We start from the raw sequence: 12464 nt of genomic DNA on the forward strand, positions 1-12464 counted from the left end.
CCTTACGGTCCAGATACCCCAAAAATTTTACCGTAAACCTCTGTCTTCGGCCCTATCCGCAGCGCAGAGAGACACCGATAGCGACAAGGAGACGCGCGTGATCGCGACACAGAGCTTCAACGGAAAGCCACTCATCGAAGACCGGATGGAACTGGGTGAAGGCCCCACCTATGACGCCGCGACGGGCTTGCTCTACTGGTTCGACATTCTCGGCAAGACGCTTTGCGCCTTCGATGAGGCTACCGGTCAACTGAGCCGGCATTCGCTGCCTTTTCTCGCAAGCGTCCTGGCGATCATCGACGACAAGCGTCAGTTGCTTGCTTCCGACCAGGGTCTCTTCCTGCGCGACAGCCAGACCGGCACGCTCTCTCCTTATGCTGCCATCGAGGACAAGCCGCAGAACCGCTCGAATGATGGCCGCGTGCATCCGAGTGGCGCGCTCTGGATCGGTACGATGAGCCGGACTGCCGAGACGGGCGCCGGTGCGATCTATCACGTGAAAGGAACCGCGGTGACGAAGCTTTTCGATGCGGTCAGCATTCCGAACGGTATCTGCTTCTCGCCGGATGGCCGCGTCGGCTACTTCAACGATTCCAAGGTCAACCACATGATGCGGGTGGATGTGGATCCGACGACGGGTGTGCCGACGTCTGCGCCGACTGTGTTCATTGATCAGTCCCAGCGTCAGGGCGTCATCGACGGGTCGGTCGTCGATCTCGAGGGGACGATCTGGAACGCCAACTGGGACGGCGGGGCGGTGGATCGCTATGGCCCCGATGGCACCCACATTGCGCGCTACGCGGCTCCCATGCGCCGCCCGACATGCCCGGCCTTTTATGGCGCCAATCTCGACCGGCTTGCGGTGACGTCGTGCTGGGAGGGGCTGACGGATGCGGAACGTGTCGAAGACGTCCTTGCCGGTGTCACCTTCGATCTCGGCGTCGCCGTGAAGGGCAAGCCCGAACCCCGCTTCAAGCTCTGATAACCAAAGACGGACCGGATGCGGGGCCAAGGCGGCCCCGCAAACCATTGTCGGGACATTTTGTTCCGGCAGATAGACCAAAATATTCAAAGACTAACCTGCGGAACGAAGATCGCCGCCGGACATTTTCCTCTCGAACCGACGCGGCCCCGGAACATCTCGCAGGGCAGCGTCAGTCGCAGACCATCTCAGAGGAAAGGTAGGTCCATCATGAACAAGTCTCTCAAGACCCTCGCTGCAGCCATGCTGCTCGGCTCCACCGCCATGGCCCCGTTTGCCATCGCCCAGGACGCGGCGCCCGGTGCAACGACCACCCCGCCGGCCGCGACCGATGGCACCACAGGCTCCGGCGCTACGGGCACCGGTGTTGCTCCCGTGACCCCCGACGCGAATAGCGGTGCTGCCGGCACCATGGGCACGACCGCCCAGGACACGACCGGCGCAGCCTCCGGCAATGCCACCTACTTGACCGAACAGGCGGAAAACCACATTTCCGTCAACGACTTCATGGGTCAGGCGATCTACACCGCCGACAATCAGTCGATCGGCAACATCAATGACCTGCTCGTTGAAAAGGATGGCGGCGTTGTCGCAGCTGTCGTCGGCGTCGGCGGCTTCCTCGGGATTGGCGAAAAGAACGTCGCTGTTCCCTTCGAGAACATCACAATCACCCGCGTGATGGACGACGACACGGCAATGACGGGCACTGACGGTACTGCCACGACCGATGGCACCGCTGCCACCGGCATGGGTACGACCGGCACCACCGGTACGGCTGGCACGACGGCTGCCACCGGCACGGATCAGACCCAGGTCGAACAGGTGGCAGACGCGGAAGTGCGCCTGACGACCACTGAAACGGCCGAAAGCCTGCGCAACGCCCCGGAATTCCGCACGCTGGACGACCAGGCTGATGATGCGACCGACGGCACAACCACCTCGTCGACGGATAACAACTAATCCCGGAACGAGCTACGTGCTCGACGCTATGACGGGCGGCGCTTCGGCGCCGCCTTTTCTTTTGCAATCACAACAGGCTGCAAAAGCGCAGGGCGTCATAGATCGCCGCATGGATATTGCGGCTTTCGATAGCGTCACCGATGCGAACCAGATCGAAGGCTGCCTCTGCGTTCTTCACGGGTAGCGGATCCCGCCGGGCGATCAGGGCCGGATAATCGACTGCGCCGCAATTGCGTGAGAGCGGCTTGAGTTCCAGATAGAGATCGGCATTGGCCATGGTGCCATGTTCCACGACCACCTGAGCGACACGGCGTTCGAGACGGCTATCGGCGAAATCCGAGCCGAGGGTTGCGACGAGGCCGTTGCCCTCGCGACGCACGGCGACGAGCCGGGTGTTGATCGTCACCTTCACATTCTTTTGCGCAAAGACCTTCGCATAAGGCACGTGGTTCATGCCGCCCATTTCGGGCGCGAAGAAGCGTTCCGGCGAGACGACTTCCAGTTCGAGGCCAGCCTCGGCAATCAACTCCGCCGCACTCATGCCAGGATGGCCGCCATTGTCGTCAAACAGCAAAACGGGGCCTTCGGGCTTGACGCTGCCTGCGAGGATATCCCAACTCGAGGTCACCAGATCCTCGCCGGCCTCCAGTTCCGGAGCCTGAGCGATGCCGCCCGTCGCGATCACCACCAGATCGGGATTGAAGGCCATCACATCCTCGGCACCGGCATAGATGTCATAATGGATGGACACGCCAAGCCGCTCCAGTTCAGCAAGACGCCAATCGACGATGCCTACCATTTCCTTTCGGCGCGGATTGCGAGTGAGCAGGTTCACCTGGCCACCGGCCCGGCTCGATGCCTCCAAGACCTCGACATGATGTCCGCGTTCGGCGAGCACGCGTGCGGCTTCGAGGCCGGCAGGCCCCGCCCCGACGACGACCGCCTTGCGGGGTTTCGCTGCCTTGGGCAGGTCATGCGGGATCAGGGCCTCGCGGCTTGTCGCCGCATTGTGGATGCACAGAGCCTCGCCACCTTCATAGATGCGGTCGAGACAATAAGTGGCGCCGACGCAGGGGCGGATCTGATGTTCACGGCCCTCGATGATCTTTTTGACGATGTGCGGATCGGCGATATGGGCGCGGGTCATGCCGACCATGTCGAGCTTGCCCTCGGCAATCGCATGGCGGGCCGTCGCGACATCGGCGATGCGGGCGGCATGGAAGACCGGGAACTTGGTCGCCGCGCGCACGTCGCCGGCGAAATCGAGATGCGGCGAGGCCGCCATGCCCTGGATCGGGATCACGTCGTTCAGCGAGGCGTCGTGCTCGATGTGCCCCCTGATAATGTTGAGGAAGTCGATCTTGCCGGAGCTTGCGAAGCGCTTCGCGATCTCCACACCTTCGTCCCGGGAAAGACCTTTGTCCCAATCCTCGTCGGCGACCATGCGGATGCCGACGATGAAATCCGGGCCGACAGCCTTTCTGACGGCTGATATCACCAGGTTGGAAAAGCGCATGCGGTTGTCGAGCGAGCCGCCGAATTCATCGTCGCGCCTGTTGGTGGCCGGCGACCAGAAGCTGTCCATCAGGTGGCCATAGGCCTCGAACTCGATGCCATCGAGGCCGGCTTCCTGCATGCGGGCGGCGGCCGTCGCATAGTCGTCGACGATGCGCTCGATGTCCCAATCCTCGATCTCCTTGGGGAAATGCCGGTGGGCCGGCTCGCGGATCGGAGAGGGGCTAAGCACCGGCAGCCAGTCCCCCTTGTTCCAGTTGGTGCGGCGGCCGAGATGGGTAAGCTGGATCATCACGGCGCAGCCATGCTCGTGACAGTCGTTGGTCAGGCGCTTCAGATGCGGGACGATCTCGTCCTTCCAGGCCAAGAGGTTGCCAAAGGCGGGCGGGCTGTCGCGGCTGACACTGGCGGAGCCAGCGGTCATGGTCAGCGCAATGCCGCCCTTGGCCTTTTCGACGTGGTAGAGCCGGTAACGCTCGGTCGGCATGCCCCCTTCCGAATAGGCGGGCTCATGCGCCGTCGACATGATGCGGTTCTTCAGCGTCAGGTGCTTCAGCTGGAAGGGCTGGAGAAGGGGGTCGTTGGGGCGGTCAAGCATGGGGCATAACCCCCTCTGCCCTGCCGGGCATCTCCCCCTCAAGGGGGGAGATCGGATTGTCGCTGCCCTCCCAATCCGTTGATTTCAGTCCGGGCAGACAGTGGAACCGCAGGGCAGCGGATCGACCAATCTCCCCCCTTGAGGGGGAGATGTCACGCAGTGACAGAGGGGGGTGTCCCATGGGCTTGTCGTCTCTCAATACCAGGCGTCCGGCTTGGCGCGCTTCGTTCTCTCGACATAGTCTAGAAGCGCCTCGTCGATGGCGACATCCAAAGGCGGCGCTTCGTATTCGGCAAGCGTCTTCTTCCAGCGGGCATTGGCGCGCGTCGCCATGTCCGTGGAGCCGGCTTCCGACCATTTTTCGAAGGGTTCGTTGTCGGACAGCGACGAGTCCCAAAAGGCGGTCTGGTAGTTGCGCATGGTGTGGGCGGAGCCCAAGAAATGACTGCCCGGACCGACCTCTTCGAAGGCATCCATGGCGAGCGTGTTGTCGTCGACGACGACGCCGGCGAGATAGGAATGCAGAGCGCCGCAGAAGTCCGTGTCCATCACGAACTTCTCGTAGGACATGGCGAGCAGCCCATCGACGAAGCCGGCCGAATGCAGGATGAAGTTCGCGCCACAATGCACGGCCGACATCATCGACATGACGCCCTCCTGCATGGCCTGGGCATCCGGCAGCTTGGAATTGGAGAAGTTTCCGGCGCAGCGCAGCGGCAGTTTCAGCCGGCGGGCAAGCTGGCCGATGACCATGGAGCCGATTGCCGGCTCCGGCGTGCCGAAGGTCGGCGATCCCGAACGCAGCGACATTGATGACAGGAAGTTGCCGAAGATGACGGGTGCGCCGCGGCGTTCCAGCTGGGTGAGCGCGCAGCCGGCCATGGTTTCGGCGAGCGACTGGGCAATGGCGCCGGCATTGGTGACCGGACCCATGGCTCCGCCGAGGATGAAGGGCACGATGACAGCCGCCTGGTTGGCACGGGCATAGGCACGCAGCGCCTTGGTCATGGTGCCGTCCCAGACGAGCGGCGAATTGACGTTGACATTGCCGAGGATGACGCAGTTCCGGTCGACGAAATCCGCACCGAAGACGATGCGGGCCATCGCGATCGATTCCTCGGCGCGCTCTTCCGCCGTGACCGAGCCCATGAAGGGCCGGTCGGAATATTTGATGTGGCTGTAGACCATGTCGAGGTGGCGCTTGTTGACGGGAACATCGACCGGTTCACAGATCGTGCCGCCGGAATGGTGCAGCCAGGGCGATGACTGGGCGAGCTTGATCAGGTTGCGGAAGTCCTCGATCGTGCCGTAGCGACGGCCCTTGTCGAGGTCCATGACGAAGGGGGAGCCATAGGCAGGCGAGAAGACGACCGCATTGCCGCCGATCTCGACGTTGTTTGCAGGGTTGCGGGCATGCTGGGTGAAGGTTGCAGGCGCCGAGCTCAGGATTTCGCGCAGCATGCCCTTCGGAAACCGCACCCGGAGTCCCTCCATCTCGGCACCCGCCCCGCGCCACAGCTCGAGCGCTGCGGGATCGTCGCGGAACTCGATGCCGATCTCGGCGAGGATGCGGTCGGCCACGGCCTCGATGCGCTCGAGGTTTTCCTCCGACAGGATGTCGTAGGTCGGGATGTTTCGGCGGATGTAGGGCACCACCAAAGGCGAGACCAAGGCTCCCCCTCGCCGGGCCGGTCGCTGCCTGCGTGTGACGACGTTTTCCGCCAGTGCCTGATCCATGACGCTTCCCCTCGTTTTCTCAGAGGCTAGTTCAGGATAAACTTGCTGTGACGCTGGAAAATTACTGGAGATGCAATAAGCTCCACTTATGACAACATTTCGCAGCCTCATCCCCTCGGCCAATGCGCTGGTGATCTTCGAAGCGGCTGGCCGGCACGAGAACTTCACCCGGGCGGCGGAAGAACTCGGCATGTCGCAGGTCGCCGTATCCTATGCCATTCGCGGGCTTGAACAGCAGCTCGGCACGCAACTCTTCGAGCGGCAGCATCGGGCGGCACGGCTGACGGAGGTCGGCGAGCGGTTTCATGCCGATGTGTCGGCCGGGCTGTCGCGGATCGGCCGGGCGGCGGAGGAAATCCGCATGAAGGGCCGTGAGGTGAATGTGACGCTCGCGGCTTCCACGGCCTTTGCCTCGATGTGGATGCTGCCGCGCCTTTCCGCCCTCAGAGACGATCTGCCCGACATCGATCTCCGCATCCAGACCAGCGTGCGGGATCTCGATCTCGACGAGGAGGACATTCCGCTCGGGGTGCGCGGTGGCAACCCGCAGGACTGGCCGCATTATCATTCGGCCGAACTCGCTCCGGAGATCGTGGCGGCGGTGGCGAGCCCCGCCTTCGTCGAGGCGAATGGCTTGCCCGACAGTCCCGAGGCGATCGCGAAACACCGGCTGATCTGGCTGGAAGAGCCGGTGCGACAGGCCTGTAGCTGGCCGGAATGGTTCGCCTCGGCCGGTATCGACTATCGGCCGACCGGGCGGCGGCTGGCGATCAACGACTATGTACTCGTGATTCAGGCGGTGCTCGCCGGCCAGGGCATTTCGCTCGGCTGGCGGCATCTCGTCGAGCGGCTGGTCGAACAAGGGCAGCTTGTCGAGGTGGGCGGACATGCGCTGCGCACGGGGCAGGCCTTCCATGTCGTCTGGCCGAGGTCACGCGACTTGAGTGCGGCTGCGACGCGGGTGCGAGACTGGCTGCTGAAGCAGACCTGAGCGACAAGAGGATGAATCAGGCGGAGGCTCGGTCGACGAGCGCGAAGTCGTGATGGTTCTCGGCGAGGTAGCGAAGGGTGGCGGCTGCATCAACCGGCTTGCCGAAGTAATAGCCCTGTCCCATGCCGCAACCGAGTTCGCGCAGCTTCTGGGCTTCGGCCTCCGTCTCGATGCCTTCGGCGACGACCTCGAGATCGAGGCCTTCGCACATGCTGACGATCGCCTTGATGATGTGCTCGGACGTGCGGTCGGTGGTGATGGCCGAAACAAAGGCGCGGTCGATCTTGACCTTGTCGAAGGTGAACTCGCGCAGTCGCCCGAGGCTCGATTGGCCTGTGCCGAAGTCGTCGAGCGAGATGCGGATGCCGGCGTCCTTCAGTTCCTTGATGATACGGCGGGCGGTGTCGGCCGAGGACATGACCGCCGTCTCGGTGATTTCGAGTTCCAGGCGGCGCGGGTCGAAGCCGACGCTGTTCAAGATCGACAGCGTGTTGACGTAGGTCCTGAGATCCATGAGCTGAACGGATGACAGGTTGAAGGACAGGAACAGATCGCGCGGCCAGGCGAGCGTCGCTTCCGCTGCCTTGCGCAGCAGTGTCTCAGACAGCGTATCGATGAAGCCGCGCTCTTCAGCAAGCGGCACGAAGACGGCGGGGGAGACGAAACCTAGGTCCGGATCGATCCAACGGGCGAGCGCCTCGAAACCGACGACACGGTTGTCGCGCAGCCGCACGATCGGCTGGAAGTGAACATCGACCGTATCGTTGATGATCGCGTTGCGCAGCGCCTGTTCGAGCTGCGTTGCCTGCTTCATCTCCTGGGCGATCTCGCGGGAATAGACGGTGATCTGGCCGCGACCGCGGCGCTTGGAGCGGTAGAGCGCCGTCTCAGCGCTCTTCATCAGCTCCTCGAAATCCTCGCCGGCAAAGGGATAGACGGCGAAACCGAGCGAAGCAGAGAGGCGGACGTTGCGGTCTCCGAGATCATAGGGTGCGGACAGCACGTCCTTGATCAGCTGACCGGCGCGTTCGGCACCCAGTCGTTCGAAGACCAGCGGCAGGACGATTGCGAATTCATCGCCGTCGTGGCGGGTGACGGTCGCGCCATCGGGCACGCAGGCCTTCAGGCGATGGGCGACCTGGCAGAGGATCTCGTCGCCGGCGGCCTGGCCGAACAGATCGTTGATTGGCTTGAAGCCATCGAGATTGACGATGCCGACAGTGAAGGGGGCAGGATCGGAAGCACGGTCGGCGGCAAGCTGGCGCACCTTGTCACCCAGCCGATGGCGGTTGCCAAGGCCGGTCAAACGGTCGGTATAGCCTGTTATCTTCTGGTCGCCCTGAGCTTGCGGCTCAGAGGCGATGGCAGCGGGACCCATTCATGCTTCCTGGTACGGTTCCATTACGCATTCAGAATGGGTCCAAAACATTAAAATTATCATATCGATGCATGTGAAGACGCCGTCGCCTCCTCCCCAGAAATCGGGTATCAGGCTGTCGAGGCAATCCGCTCGATATCCGGCACGCGGCGGCGGATCGCCTGATCCACGACATCCGGGCTCAACGGCTTCAGGATGACATCGTTCATGCCGCAGGCGTAGCAGGCTTCGCGGTCGCGGTCGAAAGCCTGGGTCAGGACCCCGATGATCGGCACAGAGTTCACGACGTCGTCTTGTACCTGCCGGATGCGGCGCGCGGCCTCGAAGCCGTTGATCACCGGAAGTGTCACATCCATGAGGATGATGGCGGGATGAAGCTCGCTGCTCAGCCGCACCGCCGTCTCGCCATCGGTACAGATACGATAGGCGTAACCCAGACCTTCCAGGATTTGCGAGAAGACGATCTGGTTGATCTCGTTGTCCTCGGCCACCAGAACCAAGGAGGGTTCGGGTCTTGCCGGGATCGCCGGGGGCCTAGGGGCGATTTCATCCACTTGGCGCGCCACAGCGCCCTCACGAGGCGTGTCTTCCGTCGAAATCTCCCAGTCATCCGCCGGCGAGGGGCGCGCTTGCAGCGCGGTCAGCCGGTCGAGTACGCAGAAGGCGAGGTCCGTCTCGATCTCGCCAGCTGAAATCGTGAGATAGTCGACATCGGATGTCTGGAGCCGTTCGAGGCATCGCGTGTCGAGATCGATGTCAATGATGGCAAGATCTATCGCAACACCAACCGAACCGGCAACGTTGAGGAAGGCATCGACTTCCTGTTCGTCGCGTACGCAGCAGCTGTCGAGGCCAAGAAGCTGAAGAATGTCGAGCGCGCGCGCTTCGAACTCCCTGTCGGCGGTCACCAGCAAGGCCTTGCGCCCGGTCAGGCGACCATCCACGTGGATCGTTGAGATCGGCGGCGCATGACTGCTGGCCGCTGTCTCCGGGCGAGCCGTGGAAAGATCAGCCGTCGCGCCAACTTCGCCGAGGCTTGCCACCACCAGATAGCGGCCGGGTGTGCCGACACGCTGGACATGGACGAGGATCGGGCGAGGAGGATCGCCGTAAAGCCGCATGGACAAGGTCAGCGACGACGTCATACCGGTGTCAAGCACCTGACGTGCTGCGCTGGCCAGCCGTTCCGCGACTTCGGGCTCGAACAAGGCGTTGATCGTTCCCCCGAGAACATTGTCGGCGCCCACCGAGACTGCCGAGCAGAAGACCTTGTTGACCGCGACAAGCTGCAGGTTTCGGTCCTGAACGAAGACGGGATGGGCCAGATTGTCGAGGATTTCTTCGGTGAGCTGGACACGCTCGATGTCCGCACGCCATTGTTCTTCCCGGCGCTTCTGCTCGGTAATATCCGTCATCACACAGAAGCCATGGCCTGACGGAAGGCGACGCTTGGAGAAACGGGTCCAGCGCTTGCCATCGTTGCAGGCCTGAAACTCGTAACGCTCCTTCCAGTGCGCAGCGATCTGGCGCGTCAACCACTCCTCGCGGCTGAGCGTTGCGCCCTCTGCCTCACCGCTTGCCGCATTGCGAAGACCGAGATCATAGGCGGCTCCCAGGATATCCCGCAGACGCGTGCCGGGCTCGAAAAAGGAGATCGGCAGCGGCAGGAACTGGCGGGCACTGCGGCTTGCGAAGATCAGGTGGTCGTTGCGGTCGTAGACGAAGAAGCCTGAGGAGAATGCTTCGGCGACAGCATCCAGAAGGGCAGCATCCAGCGCAGCTTCAGCCGACGGATTGTCGAGCCCCTGCCCTGTTTTTTCCTGGCCGGGGACCGGTGGAAACTCGCTCACACTGCTGCCTCTTGGAACCTCGTCGCAAAAAGCGCCGAGAATTTGTGGGGCTGATGCCATGACGGAGACATGCCGTGTTGCACTTCCGGCGGGAACCCACACGAGGGACACATCGGCCGGTGCCCTCATTCCACTGCCAGCGGACCTGCTGTCGGTACATTGCAAGTCATTGTTCAGATTAGACAGATTCCGTTAAGGTCGGCTTAATGATGGGCATTTGCCGAGGCGAAGGCGATTTCGTCTTTCGTCGAAGGCCCGAATCCGCGAAAATGAAACCATGATCATCAAGCAGCTTTCCGAAACCCTGATCAACCAGATCGCCGCCGGCGAGGTCATCGAGCGACCGGCCAGTGCGGCCAAGGAATTGATCGAGAATGCGATCGACGCAGGCGCCACCCGGATCGAGGTGGCGACGGCCGGCGGCGGCAAGACGCTCTTACGCGTCATCGACAACGGTTGCGGCATGGGACCGGAGGATCTGGCGCTCGCCATTCGCCGGCATTGCACGTCAAAGCTCAACGAGACGTTGTTCGACATCCGCTCGCTCGGCTTTCGCGGCGAAGCCCTGCCCTCGATCGGCTCCGTGGCGAAGCTGACGATCACCAGCCGTCCGCCGGGTGCGGACAGCGGTGCGGAGATCGCCGTGGTCGGCGGCAAGGTCGGCGATGTCAGGCCGGCGGCGGCCAATCCCGGCACCACGGTCGAGGTGCGCGATCTCTTCTTCGCGACACCGGCGCGGCTGAAATTCATGAAGACCGAAAAGGCGGAAGCCGGCGCGATCACCGAGATCGTCAAGCGCATGGCAATCGCCTTTCCGGCGATCCGCTTCGTGCTTTCCGGCACCGACCGCTCGACGCTCGAATTCCCCGGCACCGGTGACGACCATCTGGCGCGCATCGCCCAGGTGCTGGGCGCCGATTTCAAGGACAATGCGATCGAGCTCGACGCCGAGCGCGAGGATGTGCGGCTGACGGGCTTTGCCGGCGTGCCAACCTTCAACCGGGGCAATTCGGCCCATCAATATGCCTTCGTCAACGGACGGCCTGTGCAGGACAAGCAGATCCTGTCGGCAATCCGCGGCGCCTATGCCGAGACCATTCCGCAAGGTCGATATCCGGTGGCGGTTCTGTCGCTGACGCTTGATCCGGCGCTGGTCGATGTGAACGTGCATCCGGCGAAATCGGACGTGCGCTTCCGCGACCCGGCGCTCGTGCGCGGCCTGATCGTCGGTGCCATCAGGCAGTCCTTGCAGCGCGAGGGAGATCGGGCGGCAACAACCGGGGCCGGCGGGATGCTGCGGGCGTTTCGCCCGGGATTTTCGCCGCAGCCGACGCAGGCCTGGTCACCGGCCAGTTCGCCCTCGCGACCGCTTTATGGCGGCGCACCAAGCTTCGGCGGCGGGTTTGCCGGGGCTGCAGCGCCAGCCGCTCGCGGGTTTGGCGAGGCAGCGCAGGCGGCTTTCGACAGCCTTTCCATGCCGACCGCCAGGAGCGAGCCGATCGTGGCCGCTCCGGAAACGCAGGGCGCTGCCGTCGACGCGATTGGCAGCTATCCGCTGGGAGCCGCGCGGGCGCAGGTGCATGCCAACTACATCGTCGCGCAGACGGATGACGGGCTAGTCATCGTCGACCAGCATGCCGCCCATGAGCGGCTGGTCTTCGAACAGATGCGCAAGGCGCTGACGGGTCGCAGGCTTCCCTCACAGGGTCTGCTGATCCCCGAGATCGTCGACCTGCCGGAAGAAGATTGCGACCGGCTGATGACCCATGCGGAAAGCCTGGAGCAGTTGGGGCTTGCGATCGAACGCTTCGGTCCGGGCGCCATTGCCGTGCGCGAGACGCCGGCAATGCTGGGCGAAATGGACGCTACGCAGCTGGTGCGGGACCTTGCCGACGAGATCGCCGAATGGGATACGGCTGACCGTCTGTCGGCGAAGCTCGAACATGTCGCGGCGACCATGGCCTGTCACGGCTCGGTGCGATCCGGGCGTCGCCTGAGGGTCGAGGAGATGAACGCGCTTCTGCGCCAGATGGAACAGACGCCGGGGTCTGGCCAGTGCAACCACGGGCGGCCGACCTATGTGGAGCTGAAGCTCTCCGACATCGAACGTCTGTTCGGGCGCAGTTGAGCGGCATTCGACGGGGTTTTGGGGTGGAGCATCTTTCATTCGCCGGGAGGGCGCTGTATTGCAGTTCCGTGACACGCGGCGCAGGAGAAGAGTGATGAACCGTTTCGAAGGCGGCGGAAACCGCGAAGCCAAGATCCGCTATCTCGATGCCGATTTCCAGATCCTGACGCCCGGAACCTTCGTCACCTGCGCGATCACCGGTCGCCCTGTCATGGTCGACGAGCTGAAATACTGGAGCGTGGCGCGGCAAGAGGCCTATGTCGACGCGGCAGCCTCCCTGGAAGCAGAAAAGCGCGCGGGCGCCCTGCCCAACCAGCGCCGCTGA

General features: G+C 63.2%; 9 protein-coding genes. 5 read left to right on the top strand and 4 right to left on the bottom strand.

The annotated features are described in order from the left end of the window. Positions 1–145: 145 nt before the first annotated feature. The gene (locus H6M51_RS09240) at positions 146–982 is read left to right on the top strand and encodes an SMP-30/gluconolactonase/LRE family protein (RefSeq protein ID WP_185809662.1); all 837 of its coding nucleotides are present in this window, start codon (positions 146–148) and stop codon (positions 980–982) included. A 210-nt stretch (positions 983–1192) separates the two neighbouring features. Then, positions 1193–1942: a PRC-barrel domain-containing protein gene (locus H6M51_RS09245; protein WP_162548186.1), complete on the top strand. Its 750-nt coding sequence runs from the start codon at positions 1193–1195 to the stop codon at positions 1940–1942. Between the two features lie 67 nt (positions 1943–2009). On the opposite strand, the gene H6M51_RS09250 is transcribed toward H6M51_RS09245, so the two are convergent. Continuing rightward, positions 2010–4055, bottom strand: coding sequence for an NADH:flavin oxidoreductase (locus H6M51_RS09250; RefSeq protein ID WP_185809575.1), 2046 nt, complete (start codon positions 4053–4055; stop codon positions 2010–2012). Between the two features lie 195 nt (positions 4056–4250). After that, a complete protein-coding gene (locus tag H6M51_RS09255) occupies positions 4251–5792 on the bottom strand; it encodes a trimethylamine methyltransferase family protein (protein ID WP_185809576.1) in 1542 nt (513 codons plus the stop codon). 88 nt (positions 5793–5880) lie between these two features. Here H6M51_RS09255 and H6M51_RS09260 point away from each other — a divergent pair, with 88 nt between their 5' ends. Beyond that, the gene (locus H6M51_RS09260) at positions 5881–6783 is read left to right on the top strand and encodes a LysR substrate-binding domain-containing protein (protein ID WP_185809577.1); all 903 of its coding nucleotides are present in this window, start codon (positions 5881–5883) and stop codon (positions 6781–6783) included. Positions 6784–6799: 16 nt separating this feature from the next. On the opposite strand, the gene H6M51_RS09265 is transcribed toward H6M51_RS09260, so the two are convergent. Both H6M51_RS09265 and H6M51_RS09270 read right to left on the bottom strand, forming a co-directional pair. Next, the gene (locus H6M51_RS09265; RefSeq protein ID WP_162548182.1) at positions 6800–8161 is read right to left on the bottom strand and encodes a bifunctional diguanylate cyclase/phosphodiesterase; all 1362 of its coding nucleotides are present in this window, start codon (positions 8159–8161) and stop codon (positions 6800–6802) included. 110 nt (positions 8162–8271) lie between these two features. Then, positions 8272–10011, bottom strand: a complete 1740-nt coding sequence (locus H6M51_RS09270; RefSeq protein WP_185809578.1) for a response regulator — start codon at positions 10009–10011, stop codon at positions 8272–8274. Between the two features lie 277 nt (positions 10012–10288). Here H6M51_RS09270 and mutL point away from each other — a divergent pair, with 277 nt between their 5' ends. Continuing rightward, positions 10289–12139, top strand: a complete 1851-nt coding sequence (mutL, locus tag H6M51_RS09275) for a DNA mismatch repair endonuclease MutL (protein ID WP_185809579.1) — start codon at positions 10289–10291, stop codon at positions 12137–12139. Between the two features lie 94 nt (positions 12140–12233). Next, positions 12234–12464, top strand: coding sequence for a DUF2093 domain-containing protein (locus tag H6M51_RS09280; RefSeq protein ID WP_162548179.1), 231 nt, complete (start codon positions 12234–12236; stop codon positions 12462–12464).

The organism is Rhizobium sp. AQ_MP (assembly GCF_014237835.1).
Taxonomy (GTDB): Bacteria; Pseudomonadota; Alphaproteobacteria; order Rhizobiales; family Rhizobiaceae; genus Allorhizobium.